A 16,156-nucleotide genomic window follows, 5' to 3' on the forward strand; every position below is an offset into this window, starting at 1 on the left:
GAGGTGATCTGTTTCACGAATCAACCGCAGACAGACCCGCTCTCCACTCGCTGTTTACAAGGTTTGTTTCACGGCCGCGACGGCATCTGCATCCGCTTTGGTGGTCACGCCGCTCAGCCAACCATCCAGTGCCTCGGGGTGCGCTTTCACCCAGGCCCTGGCCGCCTCGTCGAAGCTGATCTTCTTATCCACAACCTCGGCCATGATGGTGTTTTCCATCTCCAGCGTGAAGCTCAGGTTGCTCAGCAACTTTGCCGCGTTCGGGCAGGCTTGTGGATAACCCTTACGTGTCAGCGTGAATACGTCGCCTTTGCTGCCGAACCACTTCTCGCCACCGGTCAAGTAATGCATGTTCAGCTTCACGTTCATGGGGTGCGGCGTCCAGCCGAGGAAGGCTATGTACTGCTGTTTCTTGAGCGCTCGATCCACCTGGGCCAGCATGGCCTGCTCGCTGGACTCCACCAGTTTCCATTTGCCCAGGCCGAAGGCATCACCCTTGATGATCTCTTGCAGCGAGAGGTTGGCCGGCGCGCCTGAGCCAATGCCGTACAGCTTCCTGCCAAACTGATCGGCGTGCTTGTTCAAGTCCGCGAAATCACGTACCCCGCCTTTCCACACATAGTCCGGCACCGCCAGGGTGAATTCGGTTCCTTGCAGGTTGCGCGAGAGCTGCTGCACATCCCCGTTGGCGACGAATTTGTCATGGAAGCCTTGGTGCGCAGGCATCCAGCTCCCTAGAAAAGCATCGACTTGGCCATCCTTGAGCCCGCCATAGATGATCGGCACCGCCAGGCTGTCCACCTTCACCTGGTACCCCAGGGGTTCAAGCAACAGGCGGGCGACTGCGTTGGTGGTAGCGATGTCACTCCACCCAGGGTCGGCCAGCTTGACGGTTGAGCATTGCGCGTTGTCATCGGCGGCCTGGGCGCTAAGCGTGCCAAGGCTGACAGCTAGCGCGAACAAGGTAGCAGCGAACGTATGCATGGCGGGCTCTCTTTTCAATCCAGTGGGGCGGGCTGTGGATAACGTGCCTTGCGCTCGAGGTCGTCAAGATCGATGTGGTTGCGCATGTACTGCTGACTGGCGTCCACCCAAGGTTGGTGATCCCAGCTGCTCAATTTGCCAATGGCCAGTGCCTGGGCCACCAGACGGCGACGTCGCTGGCTGGCCAGCACCTGCTGGCACAGGCCGGGTATGTCCCAGCGCTGGCGCGCCTCGGTGACGAACCCCTGCAGCAATGCCTGATGATCCGGGCTGTTAGCCAGATTCTCCCGCTCGTACGGGTCGCGGCTCAGGTCATAGAGTAGACAGGGGTCGTCCTCGCTGTACACGAACTTGTAGGAACCGCGGCGGATCATCATGAGCGGGCCGACGGTACCCTCGGCCATGTATTCACCAATGACCTCGTCGTGACCGCCCTGCCCTTGCAGGTGGCCAAGCAGTGAGCGGCCATCCAGGTGAAGGGATTTATCCACAGCCCCACCTGCCAGCTCGACCAGGGTAGGCAGCAGGTCGCAGGTGGAGACGGACGCACTGACGCGGCCGGCCGCGAAGCGTTGCGGGCAATGGATCAGGAGCGGTACACGGGCTGACATCTCGAACCAATGCATTTTGTACCAGAGGCCGCGCTCACCCAGCATGTCGCCATGGTCGCCCGAGAACACGATCAAGGTGTCGTCGGCGAGGTTGCATTCCTCAAGGGTGTGCAGCAATTGACCGATATTGTCGTCGATGTAGCTGCAAGCGCCGAAGTAGGCCCGCCGGGCATCGCGGATTTTGTCCACAGGGAGCGGTTTGTCCCAAAGGTCGTAGACCTTGAGCAATCGCTGGGAGTGGGGATCGAGCGAGGCTTGGCTATCCGGGTGCTTGGGTAATGGGATATCCACACCTTCGTAGCGATCCCAGTAGCGTTTGGGGATGGTGTAGGGGTCGTGAGGGTGGGTCATGGACACTGTCAGACAGAACGGGCGGCCGTCGTTTTCACGGACGTGGTCATACAAATACTGACGCGCCTTGAACACCACTTCCTCGTCAAAATCCAGCTGGTTCGTACGCACGCAAGGCCCGGCCTGCAGCACCGAGGACATGTTGTGGTACCAGCTTGGTCGCACGTCAGGCTCATCCCAATTCACGGCCCAGCCGTAGTCGGCCGGGTAGATATCGCTGGTCAGGCGTTCCTCATAGCCGTGCAGTTGATCAGGCCCGCAGAAGTGCATCTTGCCGGACAGCGCCGTGCGGTAGCCCAGGCGGCGCAGATAGTGGGCGTAGGTGGGGATATCGGCGGGGAAGTCAGCCGCGTTGTCATAGGCCCCAATACGGCTGGGGAGCTGACCACTGACGAGGGTGAAACGCGAGGGGGCGCACAGCGGGCTGTTGCAGTAAGCCGAATCGAACACCACGGCCTGTGCAGCCAGACGAGTGAGATGAGGCATCTGTATGGGTGAGTCGGCGTAGATGGGCAGCAAGGGTGCTGCCATCTGATCGGCCATGATGAACAGGATATTAGGGCGTTTCATGCAAGCTCCCATCGTTGAAGGTTATGCGCAATGCTTGCCTACCACGATGCGGCGGTGCATAACGTGGGTAAAGCCCCTTTAGGGCAATGCGTGGGATTAGCCAGGCTTATGTTCGAACACCTTGCTCGATTGTCGTTGGATACCTTACGCGTGTTCGAGGCGGCCGCACGCTTGCGCAGCTTTACGGCAGCTGCCTTGGAGCTGGGCACCACGCAACCGGCAATCAGTCAGCAGGTAAAACGCCTGGAGGCGCAACTGGGCGCGCGGCTGTTCGACCGCATCTACCGGGGCATCGAGCTGACCGAGGCGGGCCAAGTGTTGTTCGAGTACGCCAGCCAGGGGTTGCAAACCATGGACGATGGCGTGGCCCGCGCAAGCGGGCGCCATCAGCGTGAAGTCCTGCAGGTGGCGACGGATTTTGCATTCGCTGCGTTCTGGTTGATGCCCCGTCTGCAGCGCTTTCATGAAGCGTATCCACAGGTCGATGTGAGCCTGGTGACGGGTGAGCGAAGCCAAGGCATGTTGCGCCCGGATATCGATGTGGCGGTGCTGTTCGGCGATGGGCGTTTTCATCAAGGCGAGAGCCGTTGGCTGTTCGATGAGGAGGTTTTCCCGGTATGCAGCCCTCGCCTTATCCGTGGCAAACCCTTGTCTGCCGCGGCTTTGCAGCGTTTGCCGCTGCTGCATCTCAAGGGTGAGCAGGCGAGCCGGTGGTTCGACTGGGCAGATGTCTTTCGCGGGCTCGGGGTGACCAGCGCGCCGCCTGCGGGGCAGCTGCGGTTCGACAACTACACGTTGTTGATCCAGGCTGCCATCGCGGGCCAGGGCATGGCGATCGGCTGGCGGCATCTGGTGGATGGGCTGGTCGACCAAGGGTTGCTGTGCCGGCCGTTGGAGGGCACCTTGCGGTCGGCACGTGGGTATTACGCCGTACTGCCGCCGCGCAAGCGACGCGGGGCGTTGATCGCACGCTTCGTGGATTGGCTTGAGCACGAGCGTTGCCTCTGAGATGCTGGGCCCGCTTGTGGCATGTTGTCAGAATCGACGCACATCGGGAGTAGCTGTGCAGAGAATCAAGGGTTATCACGCCCACGTGTACTACGACGCCTCGACCTTGGAGCAGGCGCGAGCCTTGTGCGAGGAGGCAGCCGCGCTGTTTCCGGTCACCATGGGGCGTATGCACACCAGGCCTGTTGGGCCGCATCCGGACTGGAGCTGTCAGTTGGCGTTCGAGCCTGAGCTCATTGGCGTGGTGCTGCCCTGGCTGGCGTTGCACCGCAGGGGGCTGGTGGTTTTTTTGCACCCGCTTACCGGGGATGAGCTGGCAGACCACCGCGATCATGCGATCTGGATGGGGGCTTTGCGGCCTCTGGACTTGTCGGTTTTTGGCGAAGGGCGTTAATTGAGCGATCCAATCTTAGGAACGTTCTTGCCGGAGCGGCCGCGATGACTGCGCAGCAGCCCCAGGATTTCAGCTTCGCAGCTCATATTGCTGGGGCCGCTATGCGGCCCATCGCGGCACGAGGCCGCTCCTACAGGTATACGCATCCCTCAAGTGCGCCGCGATGGGCCGCGCAGCGGCCCTAGGATATCAGCGTTGCAACATGAGCTGCCGCTCAAGATAGCCTCGGGCAACCGAGCGACAACCACCCCTTAGCGCCGAGCGCCACGTACCCCTTCTGCCAAGGCCGAGCACAGGCTCAACACATCGTCTACCGCCTGACCGGGGTTCTGCGCGTGGGCAATTTTGTCGACCAGGGCTGAGCCTACCACCACACCGTCGGCGAGACGGGCGATGTTGGCCGCCTGCTCGGGGGTGCGAATGCCAAACCCGACGCTGATCGGCAAATCCGTATGGCGACGCAAGCGCGCAATGGCTTCGGTCACATGTTCTGTCGTCGCCGAGCCTGCGCCGGTCACACCGGCCACCGACACGTAGTAGACGAACCCGGAGCTGCGCTCCAGCACGCGGGGCAGGCGCGCGTCGTCGGTAGTCGGGGTGGTCAGGCGGATGAAGTCGATACCCGCAGCCTGGGCCGGGCTGGCCAGTTCGTCGTCATGCTCAGGCGGCAGGTCGACGATGATCAGGCCATCGACACCGGCTTCGTTGGCCTGGGCCACGAACGCTTCCACGCCAAAGCGGTGAATCGGATTGTAGTAACCCATCAGCACGATCGGCGTGGTCTGGTCATCCTCTCGGAATTCGCGAACCATCTGCAGCGTCTTGGCCAAGGTCTGGCCAGCCTCGAGTGCACGCAGGGTGGCCAGCTGGATGGCCACGCCGTCGGCCATGGGGTCGGTGAACGGCATGCCCAGTTCGATCACGTCGGCACCTGCCGCCGGCAGGCCCTTGAGAATCTGGAGCGAGGCGTCATAGCCTGGATCACCTGCAGTGACGAAGGTGACCAGTGCTGCGCGGCCTTCGGTTTTCAGCTCGGCGAAACGTTGTTCAAGACGGCTCATGCCTGTTTCTCCTGGGCGGCCATGTGGTTCATGACGGTGTGCATATCCTTGTCCCCACGCCCCGACAGGCAGATCACCATCAGGTGGTCCTTGGGCAAGGACGGGGCGCGCTTGATGGCTTCGGCCAGCGCATGGGCGCTTTCCAGCGCGGGAATGATGCCTTCGAGCCGGCAGGAGGCGTGGAAGGCATCCAGGGCTTCGTCATCGGTGATGCTGACGTATTCGACCCGCTTCACTTCGTGTAGATAAGCGTGCTCGGGGCCGATGCCCGGATAGTCCAGGCCTGCTGAGATCGAATGGGCATCGGTGATCTGGCCGTCTGCGTCCTGCAGCAAGTAGGTACGGTTGCCGTGCAGTACCCCAGGCACTCCGCCGTTCAAGCTGGCAGCGTGCTTGTCGGTCTGCACGCCGTGCCCGCCCGCCTCGACACCGATGATCTGAACGCTCGGCTCTTCGAGAAACTCGTGGAACAGGCCCATGGCATTGGACCCGCCACCCACGCAGGCCACCAGGCTGTCCGGCAGTCGGCCTTCCTTTTCCTGCATCTGGGCGCGGGTTTCCTTGCCGATGATCGACTGGAAGTCCCGAACCATGGCTGGGTAGGGGTGCGGGCCGGCTACGGTGCCGATCAGGTAGAACGTGTCGTCGACATTGGTGACCCAGTCGCGCAGGGCCTCGTTCATGGCATCTTTCAAGGTGCCGGTACCAGCGGTGACCGGCACGATTTCAGCGCCCAGCAGTTTCATGCGGAACACGTTGGCCTGCTGCCGCTCGATGTCGGTAGCGCCCATGTAGATCACGCAAGGCAACCCGAAACGCGCCGCCACGGTGGCAGTAGCGACGCCATGCATGCCGGCACCGGTTTCGGCGATCAGGCGCTTTTTGCCCATGCGCTTGGCCAGCAGTACCTGGCCGATGCAGTTGTTCACCTTGTGCGCGCCGGTGTGGTTGAGCTCCTCGCGCTTGAAGTAGATCTTGGCGCCACCGCAGTGCTCGGTCAGGCGCTCGGCGAAATACAACGGGTTGGGACGGCCAATGTAGTCGCGTTGGAAGTAAGCCAGTTCTTCAAGAAATGCAGGGTCTGCCTTGGCCGCTTCGTATTCACGGGCCAGGTCCAGTACCAGTGGCATCAGGGTTTCGGCCACGTAGCGGCCGCCGAACGAGCCGAACAGGCCATTGGCATCGGGGCCGGGGCGATATTGGGACTGGGTCATGAGACGCTCCAAGGCATAACGAATGAGTGATGGGCTTTACTGTAACCATGACCTGCTCCGATGAAAACCGATAAGATTGCGCTGACTTGTCAGGAAAACTCACACGTAATGGCCAGTGATCTCCCGCCCCTCAATGCCTTGCGCGCCTTCGAGGCGACTGCCCGGCTCAACAGCGTCAGCCAGGCAGCTGAAGCGCTGCACGTGACCCATGGCGCAGTCAGCCGGCAAATCAAAGCGCTGGAAGCGCACCTTGGCGTTGCCCTGTTCGCCAAGGATGGGCGAGGTGTGAAACTCACAGATGCTGGCGCCAGGTTGCGTGACGTCAGTGGTGAGGTCTTTGATCGGCTGCGCGGGGTATGCCGGGAATTGGCGCGCGAAGTGGAGCACGCACCTTTTGTGCTTGGCTGTTCCGGGAGCTTGCTGGCGCGTTGGTTCATCCCGCGTCTGGGGCGCTTGAATGCCGACTTGCCTGAGCTTCGCCTGCATCTTTCTGCCGGTGAGGGCGACCTTGACCCGCGTCGCCCCGGGCTGGATGCGTTGCTGGTGTACGCCGAACCGCCGTGGCCAGCGGACATGCAGGTTCACGTACTGGCGCAGGAACGTATCGGGCCAGTCGTCAGCCCGCACTTCGTGGGCACTGGGCGCCTGCGCAAGACGGCGGTCAGCCAGCTATTGGAAGAATCCTTGCTGCACACCACGTCGCGCCCGCAGGCCTGGCCGACATGGGCGTTGGCCAACGGCCTCGATGCCCAGGCGCTGACATATGGGCAGTCGTTCGAGCATCTGTATTACTTGTTGGAAGCGGCAGTCGCAGGGTTAGGAGTGGCCATCGCGCCTGAGCCATTGGTGGCCGATGACTTGCGTGCAGGGCGCCTGATTGCGCCATGGGGCTTCAGCGCGACGCCTGCAGCGTTGGCACTGTGGGTGCCACGGCGCGCCGCAGATGGGCGCGCCGAGCAGCTGGCGCAGTGGTTACGCGCCGAGTTGGCCGGGCAGAGCGCTTAGTTGCGCTTGCACAGCAGGTAGGCAGCCAGCAGGCCCAGTGCGCCTACGGCCACGCCAGCGGTGGTGTAGGGGTGTTCCTGGGCGTAGTCACGGGTAGCGATGCTGGTCTTGACCGTGCGGTCTTTGACTTCTTCGTAGGCGTCGCTCAGTAGGCTGCGCGAGTGCTTCAGGGCCGTCTCGGCATTGCTGCGGATAGCCTTGAGGGACTTCTGGGATTCCTCGGACGCGTCGTTCTTGAGGCTTTCCAGGCTTTTCAGGAGGCTCTCGATCTCGGCTTCCATGCTTTCCAGTGATGTTTTACGCAGCGAGTTGCGGGGCATGTTGACTCTCCTTCGCGTTATGGGCTCTAGAGATTGCGACTATCAAGCGAAGCGAAAGTGCGATCGAACTTTCTGCCGCTGCGCCTGCTCGCAGGTAAACCAGCACTGCGCTGCTAGGCTCAACGTTATCGCCATCCAAGGAGTCAACACATGTCCGATCACCACACGTACAAAATGCTCGAACTGGTAGGTTCTTCCACCACCGGTATCGAGGATGCCATTCAGAATGCCCTGGCCGAAGCCTCCAAAAGCGTGCAGATGATGGAGTGGTTCGAAGTCGTCAGCACCCGCGGTCACATTCGCGACAGCAAAGTCGAGCACTTCCAGGTAACCCTGAAGGTCGGCTTCCGCATCACCAACAGCTGATACAGTTCCGGGCTGGATGTTCCTGGCGCGATGGGGTAAGACTTAGACGAGGCGCCTGATGGGCGCCTTTTGCGATTTCATCTGCACAAGGAAAGCAAGTGATGAACAAAGTGGTTCTGGCGTTGGGCCTGATGACCCTGGCAGGCGGCGCACTGGCTGCCGGCAAGCCGTGCGAAGAGCTGAAAGCGGAAATTGCTGCCAAGCTCGATGCCAAGGGCGTGCAAAACTACACGCTGACGGTCGTGGACAAGGGCGATCCCGCTGGCAAGGTGGTGGGCAGTTGTGAAGCCGGTACCAAGGAAATTGTTTACCGCCGCGACTGAGGCTCATCGGGACCCGCGGGTTGTCGCGGGTCTCGTGCATGCGGCCATTTGCTAGGCTCCCGACTCCCCGCCAGGGGGACGGGTCAGCCTGGTTGGCTATAGGGCCCGTGCTGGGCAATGGCTAGGCTTGCTGCAGTGCCTGAGCCAGCAACTCGTAGGAGCGTATCCGGTCAGCGTGCTCGTACAGATCGCAGGTAAAGATCAGTTCATCGGCCCCTGTCTGCTCCAGCAGCACGTCAACCTTGGCGCGGACCTTGTCTGGGCTCCCGATCATCGCCAGCCCCATGAAGCTACCCACTGCATCGCGCTCATGGGGCAACCACAAGCCGTTCATGGTTTCTACCGGGGGCTTCTGCATCAGGCTCTGACCGCGAATCAAGGCCAGGATGCGTTGATAAACCGACGTGGCCAAGTACTCGGCCTGCTCGTCGGTCTCGGCCACTACCATGGGGATGCCGAGCATGACGTAAGGCTTGCCCAGCGTAGTAGATGGCTTGAAGTGATTGCGATAGACCCGAATCGCCTCGTGCATGTAACGCGGCGCAAAATGCGATGCGAAGGCATAGGGCATACCACGCATGCCGGCCAGCTGGGCGCTGAACAGGCTGGAGCCCAGCAGCCAGATAGGCACTTCGGTGTCGTGTCCCGGCACGGCAATCACTTTCTGGTCATCGGTGCGTGGGCCCAGGTAGCGCGACAACTCTTCGACGTCATCCGGGAAATCGTCCGCACTGCCGGCTCGGTCGCGGCGCAGTGCATGGGCGGTCATCTGGTCGGACCCTGGTGCGCGGCCCAGGCCCAAGTCGATACGGCCGGGGTACAGGCTGGCCAGAGTGCCAAATTGCTCGGCCACGACGAGGGGCGCGTGGTTGGGCAGCATGACGCCCCCCGAACCTACCCTGATACGCGATGTACCCCCCGCGAGGTAGCCGATCAGCACCGAAGTGGCCGAGCTGGCGATGCCGTCCATGTTGTGGTGCTCGGCTACCCAGAAGCGGTTGTAACCGAAGCGCTCGACGTGCTGCGCCAGGTCCAGTGAATTGCGCAGCGATTGCGCGGGCCCTTGGTCGGCGCGCACTGGCACCAAGTCAAGGGTGGATATTTTCAGATTTCGCAACTGCGTCATGAAGCCTCCGCAATGATGGTTGGCCTGAGGCCTTTTGACTCTGTATGGGCGCAATCGTTGGATTCAATGTCCCTTGTCGGATTGAGCTGAACTCTCATCAGGCTACCAGCCTCTGAATCGATAGGTACTTAACCAATGACCGGGAGGCATCATGAAGAAGACAGCATCGGCAATCTGGGAAGGTGGTCTGAAGGACGGCAAGGGCCAGATCTCCACGGAAAGCGGCGCGCTCAAGAACAACCCTTATGGGTTCAACACCCGTTTCGAAGACACGCCGGGCACCAACCCGGAAGAACTGATCGGCGCTGCCCACGCTGGGTGCTTCTCGATGGCGCTGTCGATGATGCTGGGCGAAGCCAAGCTGACGCCCGAGCGTATCGACACTGCGGCTGAAGTCACCTTGGACAAGCAGGACGATGGTTTTGCCATCACTGCAGTGCACCTGGTGCTGCGCGCCAAAGTTCCAGGGGCGAGCGAAGAACAGTTCCTGGAAATCGCCAACAAGGCCAAGCAGGGCTGCCCCGTGTCCAAGGTGCTCAACGCCAACATCACCCTGGATGCCAAGCTGGTGAGCTGATCGCTCCAGCCGTGGGCGGTTTGCGGTAATCTGAAAACCCGGCAGCCTCGCTGCCTTTACTGGAGCCGCCCATGATTCGCATCGCTACCGCTTTACTGGTCTCCCTGGTGACAACTTCGGCACTGGCAGCAATCAAGCCATGCGAGGAGTTGAAGGCAGAAATCGAGGCCAAGATCCAGGCCCAGGGTGTGCCGTCCTATACCCTGGAAATCGTGCCCAACAGCGAAGTGCAGGACCCCAACATGGTGGTCGGCAGCTGCGATGGCGGCGCCCGCAAGATCATTTATCAGAAGAATGATCAGTAAGCCTGGCAACCGCTGGGACCCGGAGGGGGCCTAGGGTATGCAGAAGACCCTGCTAGGTTCGTTGACGACCACGGTCCTGGCTGAGTCATACAGCAGCACCTGCGGTTCCATCACCGGCGCCCTTGCCTCAAGCCTATAACGCTCGCCCGCCTCGAAGTGATCGTAACGCACCGTCAGGTAGCATGTACGGTCCCTGGGGTCGGTAGAGAACCCGCCCGCGTAGATCTCATAGTCGAAACGTACGATCAGTTCGTGCTTGCCGGGCGTCACCTGAAAATAACGGCCGTCGTCCAGCCGTTTGCCATCGAGGCGGTCGGCCATGATGACCCTGCCGGGTGTCATGGTGTAAAGGTCTACCCAGGCCTGTTTAGGGTCCTTGGGCGGTAAGGGGCTAGCACAAGCTCCCAGTGCACTGAGGGCGATCAGCATCATGGGCTGGCGCATGGCAGGTTTTCCACTTGCAGTGAATACCTGACAAGCATAGCGCTGTTTTGGATGCTTCACGTGCGCTGGCAGCCTGCCGGTTCACCCTGGCTGACCAGGTTCTGTTGCTGATCATAGAGCTTGATCCAGGGACGGAAGCCGATGCTGCCAGCCTGCAACTGGTAACGCTCGCCAGCATCGAAGCCCTTGAAGGCCACCTTGACCTGGCAATCACGCCATAGCGGGGCGTCAACGGGGCCGATGTTGCTGGGCGCCACCGGGAATTGATAGCGCACGGTCAGCTCATGGTTGCCAGGCGGTATTTGGAAATAACGGTTGTCGTCCCAGTCCCTTGCATCGACTTTTACCGCGTCCAGGGAGGTTTGCTCGCCTGGTTCAAGGTCGACCCACGCTTGAGAGGGGTCCGGGTCAGGCAATGTCGAACAGGCCGTTGTCAGCAGCAATGAACCGGCGACCCACAATGCGCGCATGGCGAAACTCCCCTTCGGCGAGATAATCTTTAGGCGAATGGGGTTGAGCGAATCAGACGGTAAACGATGCTTGGAACAGTGCTTGTGCAACGCTCAGACCCTGGGGCACTCGACCGTGTTTTCACCCGGTTTGTTCCGCTACTGCTCGTCGCGCTGCTCAACGGTTGCAGCAGCGCAGGCTACTATGGCCAGCTGGCAGTCGGCCAGTGGGAGCTGCTGCAGGCGCGTCGGCCCCTGACGAAGGTGATGGCCGACCCTGCCACATCCGAGCCGTTGCGCGCTCGGCTGGCGTACGCCCAGCAGGCGCGGACATTCGCCACCCGACAACTGAAATTACCCGACAACCGAAGCTACACGACGTACGCCGATTTGGGCCGCCCGTACGTTGTATGGAATGTATTCGCCACCCCCGAGTTGTCGCTACAGCCGGTCACCCACTGTTTTCCTATTGCAGGGTGTGTGGCCTACCGTGGCTACTACCGCCAGGGCGCAGCACGGGGTGCAGCGGCGTTGATGCGCCAGCAGCGCCTTGACGTCTATGTGGGCGGGGTAGAAACCTATTCGACCCTGGGCTGGTTCGATGACCCGATCCTGTCATCGATGATGGGTTGGGGTGAAGAGCGTCTGGCCACGCTGATCTTTCATGAGCTGGCTCATCAGCGTGTCTACGTGCAGGACGATTCGGCCTTCAACGAGTCGTTCGCGTCGTTCGTCGAGCAGCAAGGCACGCGGCAATGGCGGCTGAGCCGTGGGCTGGGGGCCACCGGCGAAAACCATGGCCCCCAGCGCAAGCAGTTCATCCGCCTGGTACTGGCCACGCGGGCACGGCTACAGGCCATTTATGCGGCGCCCACCGATGACGAAACCAAGCGCTTGGCCAAGCGGGCCGAGTTCGAGCGGCTGCGGCGCGATTACCGTTCGCTGCGCGATGGCCCATGGAGAGGCGATACGCGTTACGACGCCTGGGTATATGGGCCGATGAACAATGCGAAATTGCTGCCATTCGGGCTGTACGATCAGTGGGTGCCGGCTTTTTCGGCTTTATTTCGCCAGGCCGAAGGTGACTGGGAGCGATTCTATGAGCGCGTCGGGCAACTGGCGTCATTGCCCATCGGGGCGCGCACTGCAGCCTTGCAAGGGTTGATGCCCAGTGGCTAGCCCGCGCTAGCCGGTTGCCCGTCCCTTCAGCGCGATCGCATGCTGAACGCCTCGTGCATCTCGGCCAGGGACGCGAAATGAAACGCCGGCGCTTCTGCCATCAGTTCCTCACGGCTTCCGAATCCATACCCAACTGCCACGGCCTGCACGCCGTTACTGCGGGCACCGATCAGGTCATGCTTGCGATCGCCGATCATGAGCGTGTGGGCCGGGTCTAGCCCTTCTTCGTCCAGCAGGTGGCGAATCAGCTCGACCTTGTTGGTTCGCGTACCGTCCAGCTCACTGCCGTAGATCACTTTGAAATGCTGGTCGAAGGCGAAGTGGCGGGCAATTTCGCGCGCGAATTCCCACGGCTTTGAAGTCGCTATGTAGAGCGTGCGGCCTTGGCCATTGAGGGTTTCGAGCAGCTGCGGTACCCCGTCGAACACGAGGTTTTCGTACAGGCCCGTGACGCGAAAGCGCTCACGGTAAAAGTTGACGGCCTCCCAGGCTTTGGCTTCGTCGAAACCGTAGAACTGCATGAACGCCTGCAACAACGGCGGGCCGATGAAGTGTTCAAGGCGAGAGAGGTCTGGCTCGTCGATACCCAGCTTCGCCAAGGCGTACTGGATGGAACGGGTGATACCCAGGCGGGGGTCGGTCAGGGTGCCGTCGAGGTCGAACAGGATGTTTTGCTGGTGCATAGGGAAGATGTCCGCTTGGTTGCTGCGCCGCATGCTGGCGGGCGAGCCGATGCCCGCATGGCTGAGTCAGAGCCCGATACCGGCAGCTGCGCGGCCGGCGGGCTGTGGAAAAACGATCAGTCCGGCTGATCGAAGCCCTCGGCCAGGTGCTGGTCCTTGAGCTTCACGTAGTTGCCGGCGCTGTAGGCGAAGAAGGCACGCTCCTGGTCGTTCAACAACCGGACCTGCCTGACCGGGCTGCCCATGTACAGGTAGCCGCTGACCAGGCGCTTGCCCGGTGGCACCAGGCTTGCGGCGCCAATGATCACCTCGTCCTCGACGATGGCGCCGTCCATGACGGTACTGCCCATGCCGACCAGGATGCGGTTGCCCAGTGTGCAGCCGTGCAGCATGACCTTGTGCCCGATGGTGACTTCGTCACCGATGATCAGCGCAAAGCCATCCGGGTTGAACGGGCTGGCGTGGGTGATGTGCAGCACGCTGGCGTCCTGCACACTGGTGCGCGCGCCGATACGGATGCGGTGCATGTCGCCACGCACTACCACCAATGGCCAGACCGAACTGTCTTCGCCGATCTCGACATCGCCCAGTACCACCGCCGAGCGGTCGACGAAGGCCCGCGCTCCGAGCTTGGGACGGTGTTGCTGGAAGCTTCGAATGGCCATGATAGTGTTCCTCATGTGTGCCGATAGGCTGGCTGCCTGCTGCGGTCGGCGTCGATTGTAATTAAGATGGGGCTGTGTTTCTTCTGCCAAGGTATCCAAACCGTGACTGCGAACAACCCGCTTCTGCAATCCCACGATCTGCCGCCCTTCTCGCAAATTCGTGCAGAGCACGTGCTGCCGGCGATCGAAGCGATCCTGGCCGACAACCGTAAAGCCATTGCCAGGATTCTTGAAGAACAAGGCGCAGCGCCTACATGGGCAGGCCTGGTGCTGGCCATGGACGAACTGAACGACCGCCTCGGGGCCGCCTGGAGCCCGGTGAGCCACCTCAATGCGGTGTGCAACAGCCCAGAGCTGCGTGAAGCCTACGAGGCCTGCCTGCCAGCGCTGAGCGCCTACTCTACGGAGCTTGGGCAGAACCGTGCGTTGTTCGATGCCTACCAGGCACTGGCTGCAAGCCCCGAGGCAGCCACGTTCGATGTGGCGCAAAAGACCATCCTTGAACATGCGTTGCGTGACTTCCGCCTGTCGGGCATCGACCTGCCTGCCGCAAAGCAGCAGCGCTACGCCGAGGTGCAGAGCAAGCTCAGCGAGCTGGGCAGCCGGTTCTCCAACCAGCTGTTGGATGCCACCCAGGCGTGGAGCAAGCACGTCACCGACGAAACCGCGCTCGATGGCCTGCCGGACTCGGCCAAGGCCCAGATGGCCGCCGCTGCCGCCGCCAAGGGCCTCGATGGCTGGCTGATCACCCTCGAATTCCCCAGCTACTATGCGGTGATGACCTACGCCAGCGACCGCGCGCTGCGCGAAGAGCTGTATGCAGCCTACTGCACCCGCGCTTCGGACCAGGGCCCGAACGCGGGGCAGTTCGACAACGGTCCGGTGATGCAGCAGATTCTCGATCTGCGCCAGGAGCTTGCCCAATTGCTGGGCTACGAGAACTACGCCGAGCTGAGCCTGGCGACCAAGATGGCCGAGTCCACCGACCAGGTGTTGAGCTTCCTGCGCGATCTGGCCAAGCGCTCCAAGCCCTTCGCCGCCCGCGACCTGGCTCAGCTCAAGGCCTATGCTGCCGAGCAAGGTTGTCCGGAGCTGGCCAGTTGGGATGCCGGGTACTTTGGTGAGAAGCTGCGAGAGCAGCGCTACAGCGTGTCCCAGGAAGCACTGCGCGCCTACTTCCCCATCGACAAGGTACTGGGTGGCCTGTTCAGCATCGTGCAGCGCCTGTATGGCATCGAGATCAACGAGCTCAAGCAGTTCGACGCCTGGCACCCGGATGTACGCCTGTTCGAGATCAAGGAGAACGGCCAGCATGTAGGGCGCTTCTTCTTCGACCTCTATGCCCGCGCCAATAAGCGTGGTGGTGCCTGGATGGACGGGGCGCGTGACCGTCGCGTAACGGCGCAAGGCCAACTGCAAAGCCCGGTGGCCAACCTGGTGTGCAACTTCACCCCTGCCGCGCCGGGCAAACCTGCCCTGCTGACCCATGACGAGGTCACGACGCTGTTCCATGAGTTCGGCCACGGCTTGCACCACCTGTTGACCCGCATCGATCACGCCGGGGTGTCTGGTATCAACGGCGTGGCATGGGATGCGGTAGAGCTGCCCAGCCAGTTCATGGAGAACTGGTGCTGGGAGCCTGAAGGCCTTGCCTTGATTTCCGGCCATTACGAAACCGGCGAGGCGCTGCCGCAGGACCTGCTGGACAAGATGCTGGCGGCGAAGAACTTCCAGTCGGGCATGATGATGGTGCGTCAGCTCGAGTTCTCGCTGTTCGACTTCGAACTTCACGCCAGCCACGGTGACGGCCGTACTGTGCTGCAAGTGCTCGAAGGCGTGCGCGATGAAGTGTCGGTCATGCGCCCACCGGCCTATAACCGCTTCCCGAACAGCTTTGCGCACATCTTTGCGGGCGGTTACGCCGCAGGCTACTACAGCTACAAATGGGCTGAAGTGTTGTCGGCCGATGCCTTTTCGCGGTTCGAGGAAGAAGGCGTGTTCAATGCCGAAACAGGTCGGGCGTTCCGCGAAGCGGTGCTGGCTCGCGGCGGCTCGCGTGCGCCAATGGTGTTGTTCGTCGACTTCCGCGGCCGTGAGCCGTCCATTGACGCCTTGTTGCGCCACAGTGGCCTGGCCGAAGAAGCGGCAGCATGAGCGAGGACGCCGTGAAAAAGACCAAGAAGCGCTTCATCGCTGGCGCGGTATGCCCGGCATGCAGTGAGACCGACAAGCTGATGATGTGGAACGAGGACGGTGTACCTCACCGCGAGTGCGTGGCATGCGGTTTTACCGATACGCTCAATGAGCAGGGCTTGTCGGTGCCCAGCGAGCTGGGCACGCGGGTCACCCAGCCAGCACCCAAGCCGGCGGCGGCGAACGTGCAGACCGTGCAGTTCTTTCCCAATCCGAAGCTGAAGAAACCAGCCGATTGACCGCTGCACCGCTCGGGCGCAAGGCCCGGGCGGTGGGGCTGGTGGTAATTAATCGCGACCTGCACGCTCGCGCAGTCGCCCACGCTTGC

At 61.7% G+C, this 16,156-nt stretch carries 20 protein-coding genes; 10 read left to right on the forward strand and 10 right to left on the reverse strand.

The genetic code is table 11. The features are described 5' to 3' along the window. Positions 1–54: 54 nt before the first annotated feature. Entirely contained in the window at positions 55–984 is a 930-nt protein-coding gene (gene choX, locus ACK59L_RS05440) for a choline ABC transporter substrate-binding protein (protein ID WP_409272305.1), read from the reverse strand. A 14-nt stretch (positions 985–998) separates the two neighbouring features. After that, positions 999–2,516, reverse strand: coding sequence for a choline-sulfatase (gene betC / locus ACK59L_RS05445; protein ID WP_409272307.1), 1,518 nt, complete (start codon positions 2,514–2,516; stop codon positions 999–1,001). A 108-nt stretch (positions 2,517–2,624) separates the two neighbouring features. Between betC and ACK59L_RS05450 the strand changes: the two genes are divergently transcribed. Both ACK59L_RS05450 and ACK59L_RS05455 read left to right on the forward strand, forming a co-directional pair. After that, positions 2,625–3,524, forward strand: coding sequence for a choline sulfate utilization transcriptional regulator (locus tag ACK59L_RS05450; RefSeq protein WP_409272309.1), 900 nt, complete (start codon positions 2,625–2,627; stop codon positions 3,522–3,524). Between the two features lie 55 nt (positions 3,525–3,579). After that, on the forward strand, positions 3,580–3,918 hold the full coding sequence (locus ACK59L_RS05455; RefSeq protein ID WP_196136767.1) for a DOPA 4,5-dioxygenase family protein: 339 nt from the start codon (positions 3,580–3,582) through the stop codon (positions 3,916–3,918). 251 nt (positions 3,919–4,169) lie between these two features. On the opposite strand, the gene trpA is transcribed toward ACK59L_RS05455, so the two are convergent. Both trpA and trpB read right to left on the reverse strand, forming a co-directional pair. Beyond that, positions 4,170–4,979: a tryptophan synthase subunit alpha gene (trpA, locus tag ACK59L_RS05460; protein ID WP_058638748.1), complete on the reverse strand. Its 810-nt coding sequence runs from the start codon at positions 4,977–4,979 to the stop codon at positions 4,170–4,172. Continuing rightward, the gene (trpB, locus tag ACK59L_RS05465; RefSeq protein WP_023532832.1) at positions 4,976–6,193 is read right to left on the reverse strand and encodes a tryptophan synthase subunit beta; all 1,218 of its coding nucleotides are present in this window, start codon (positions 6,191–6,193) and stop codon (positions 4,976–4,978) included. Before trpB ends, trpA begins: the two co-directional genes overlap by 4 nt. Positions 6,194–6,301: 108 nt before the next feature. On the opposite strand from trpB, the gene ACK59L_RS05470 reads away from it, so the two are divergent. Beyond that, entirely contained in the window at positions 6,302–7,198 is an 897-nt protein-coding gene (locus tag ACK59L_RS05470) for a LysR family transcriptional regulator (protein ID WP_409272312.1), read from the forward strand. Here the strand turns inward: ACK59L_RS05470 and ACK59L_RS05475 are convergent. After that, positions 7,195–7,518 carry a YqjD family protein gene (locus ACK59L_RS05475; protein ID WP_023532474.1) on the reverse strand — a complete coding sequence of 108 codons (324 nt, stop codon included), beginning with the start codon at positions 7,516–7,518 and terminating at the stop codon, positions 7,195–7,197. The genes ACK59L_RS05470 and ACK59L_RS05475 overlap by 4 nt on opposite strands. 150 nt (positions 7,519–7,668) lie before the next feature. Here ACK59L_RS05475 and ACK59L_RS05480 point away from each other — a divergent pair, with 150 nt between their 5' ends. Continuing rightward, a complete protein-coding gene (locus ACK59L_RS05480; RefSeq protein WP_196136764.1) occupies positions 7,669–7,884 on the forward strand; it encodes a dodecin in 216 nt (71 codons plus the stop codon). Positions 7,885–7,985: 101 nt separating this feature from the next. Beyond that, on the forward strand, positions 7,986–8,207 hold the full coding sequence (locus ACK59L_RS05485) for a DUF1161 domain-containing protein (RefSeq protein WP_196136763.1): 222 nt from the start codon (positions 7,986–7,988) through the stop codon (positions 8,205–8,207). Positions 8,208–8,328: 121 nt separating this feature from the next. On the opposite strand, the gene ACK59L_RS05490 is transcribed toward ACK59L_RS05485, so the two are convergent. Next, entirely contained in the window at positions 8,329–9,333 is a 1,005-nt protein-coding gene (locus tag ACK59L_RS05490; RefSeq protein WP_409272315.1) for an LLM class flavin-dependent oxidoreductase, read from the reverse strand. 151 nt (positions 9,334–9,484) lie between these two features. Here ACK59L_RS05490 and ACK59L_RS05495 point away from each other — a divergent pair, with 151 nt between their 5' ends. Together ACK59L_RS05495 and ACK59L_RS05500 are read left to right on the forward strand one after the other, a co-directional pair. Continuing rightward, a complete protein-coding gene (locus ACK59L_RS05495; RefSeq protein ID WP_144963768.1) occupies positions 9,485–9,910 on the forward strand; it encodes an OsmC family protein in 426 nt (141 codons plus the stop codon). Positions 9,911–9,981: 71 nt separating this feature from the next. Continuing rightward, complete coding sequence (locus ACK59L_RS05500; protein WP_058603649.1) at positions 9,982–10,215, forward strand: DUF1161 domain-containing protein; 234 nt, start codon at positions 9,982–9,984, stop codon at positions 10,213–10,215. Positions 10,216–10,245: 30 nt separating this feature from the next. Here ACK59L_RS05500 and ACK59L_RS05505 read toward each other — a convergent pair whose 3' ends face one another. Further along, the gene (locus ACK59L_RS05505; RefSeq protein WP_023532343.1) at positions 10,246–10,659 is read right to left on the reverse strand and encodes a hypothetical protein; all 414 of its coding nucleotides are present in this window, start codon (positions 10,657–10,659) and stop codon (positions 10,246–10,248) included. 56 nt (positions 10,660–10,715) lie between these two features. Next, positions 10,716–11,129 (reverse strand): hypothetical protein, encoded by a 414-nt coding sequence (locus tag ACK59L_RS05510; protein WP_058638745.1) that lies wholly within the window; start codon positions 11,127–11,129, stop codon positions 10,716–10,718. A gap of 84 nt (positions 11,130–11,213) precedes the next feature. Here ACK59L_RS05510 and ACK59L_RS05515 point away from each other — a divergent pair, with 84 nt between their 5' ends. After that, positions 11,214–12,287, forward strand: coding sequence for an aminopeptidase (locus tag ACK59L_RS05515; RefSeq protein WP_409272319.1), 1,074 nt, complete (start codon positions 11,214–11,216; stop codon positions 12,285–12,287). 26 nt (positions 12,288–12,313) lie between these two features. Here ACK59L_RS05515 and ACK59L_RS05520 read toward each other — a convergent pair whose 3' ends face one another. Together ACK59L_RS05520 and ACK59L_RS05525 are read right to left on the reverse strand one after the other, a co-directional pair. Then, the gene (locus ACK59L_RS05520; protein WP_058603711.1) at positions 12,314–12,970 is read right to left on the reverse strand and encodes an HAD family hydrolase; all 657 of its coding nucleotides are present in this window, start codon (positions 12,968–12,970) and stop codon (positions 12,314–12,316) included. A gap of 116 nt (positions 12,971–13,086) precedes the next feature. After that, positions 13,087–13,635: a gamma carbonic anhydrase family protein gene (locus ACK59L_RS05525; RefSeq protein ID WP_058603651.1), complete on the reverse strand. Its 549-nt coding sequence runs from the start codon at positions 13,633–13,635 to the stop codon at positions 13,087–13,089. 66 nt (positions 13,636–13,701) lie between these two features. Between ACK59L_RS05525 and prlC the strand changes: the two genes are divergently transcribed. Further along, on the forward strand, positions 13,702–15,789 hold the full coding sequence (gene prlC / locus ACK59L_RS05530; protein ID WP_409272321.1) for an oligopeptidase A: 2,088 nt from the start codon (positions 13,702–13,704) through the stop codon (positions 15,787–15,789). Further along, positions 15,786–16,067 carry a YheV family putative zinc ribbon protein gene (locus tag ACK59L_RS05535; protein ID WP_409272323.1) on the forward strand — a complete coding sequence of 94 codons (282 nt, stop codon included), beginning with the start codon at positions 15,786–15,788 and terminating at the stop codon, positions 16,065–16,067. Before prlC ends, ACK59L_RS05535 begins: the two co-directional genes overlap by 4 nt. Positions 16,068–16,156: the final 89 nt, after the last annotated feature.

The organism is Pseudomonas sp. KCJK9111, from assembly GCF_046231935.1.
Taxonomy (GTDB): Bacteria; Pseudomonadota; Gammaproteobacteria; order Pseudomonadales; family Pseudomonadaceae; genus Aquipseudomonas; species Aquipseudomonas parafulva_B.

What these genes read in the sequence shown, in the direction of transcription:
- choX (WP_409272305.1), bottom strand. Translation starts at nt 984, where the DNA reads ATGCATACGTTCGCTGCTACCTTGTTCGCGCTAGCTGTCAGCCTTGGC.
- betC (WP_409272307.1), bottom strand. Translation starts at nt 2,516, where the DNA reads ATGAAACGCCCTAATATCCTGTTCATCATGGCCGATCAGATGGCAGCA.
- ACK59L_RS05450 (WP_409272309.1), top strand. Translation starts at nt 2,625, where the DNA reads ATGTTCGAACACCTTGCTCGATTGTCGTTGGATACCTTACGCGTGTTC.
- trpA (WP_058638748.1), bottom strand. Translation starts at nt 4,979, where the DNA reads ATGAGCCGTCTTGAACAACGTTTCGCCGAGCTGAAAACCGAAGGCCGC.
- trpB (WP_023532832.1), bottom strand. Translation starts at nt 6,193, where the DNA reads ATGACCCAGTCCCAATATCGCCCCGGCCCCGATGCCAATGGCCTGTTC.
- ACK59L_RS05470 (WP_409272312.1), top strand. Translation starts at nt 6,302, where the DNA reads ATGGCCAGTGATCTCCCGCCCCTCAATGCCTTGCGCGCCTTCGAGGCG.
- ACK59L_RS05475 (WP_023532474.1), bottom strand. Translation starts at nt 7,518, where the DNA reads ATGCCCCGCAACTCGCTGCGTAAAACATCACTGGAAAGCATGGAAGCC.
- ACK59L_RS05480 (WP_196136764.1), top strand. Translation starts at nt 7,669, where the DNA reads ATGTCCGATCACCACACGTACAAAATGCTCGAACTGGTAGGTTCTTCC.
- ACK59L_RS05485 (WP_196136763.1), top strand. Translation starts at nt 7,986, where the DNA reads ATGAACAAAGTGGTTCTGGCGTTGGGCCTGATGACCCTGGCAGGCGGC.
- ACK59L_RS05490 (WP_409272315.1), bottom strand. Translation starts at nt 9,333, where the DNA reads ATGACGCAGTTGCGAAATCTGAAAATATCCACCCTTGACTTGGTGCCA.
- ACK59L_RS05495 (WP_144963768.1), top strand. Translation starts at nt 9,485, where the DNA reads ATGAAGAAGACAGCATCGGCAATCTGGGAAGGTGGTCTGAAGGACGGC.
- ACK59L_RS05500 (WP_058603649.1), top strand. Translation starts at nt 9,982, where the DNA reads ATGATTCGCATCGCTACCGCTTTACTGGTCTCCCTGGTGACAACTTCG.
- ACK59L_RS05505 (WP_023532343.1), bottom strand. Translation starts at nt 10,659, where the DNA reads ATGCGCCAGCCCATGATGCTGATCGCCCTCAGTGCACTGGGAGCTTGT.
- ACK59L_RS05510 (WP_058638745.1), bottom strand. Translation starts at nt 11,129, where the DNA reads ATGCGCGCATTGTGGGTCGCCGGTTCATTGCTGCTGACAACGGCCTGT.
- ACK59L_RS05520 (WP_058603711.1), bottom strand. Translation starts at nt 12,970, where the DNA reads ATGCACCAGCAAAACATCCTGTTCGACCTCGACGGCACCCTGACCGAC.
- ACK59L_RS05525 (WP_058603651.1), bottom strand. Translation starts at nt 13,635, where the DNA reads ATGGCCATTCGAAGCTTCCAGCAACACCGTCCCAAGCTCGGAGCGCGG.
- prlC (WP_409272321.1), top strand. Translation starts at nt 13,702, where the DNA reads ATGGGGCTGTGTTTCTTCTGCCAAGGTATCCAAACCGTGACTGCGAAC.
- ACK59L_RS05535 (WP_409272323.1), top strand. Translation starts at nt 15,786, where the DNA reads ATGAGCGAGGACGCCGTGAAAAAGACCAAGAAGCGCTTCATCGCTGGC.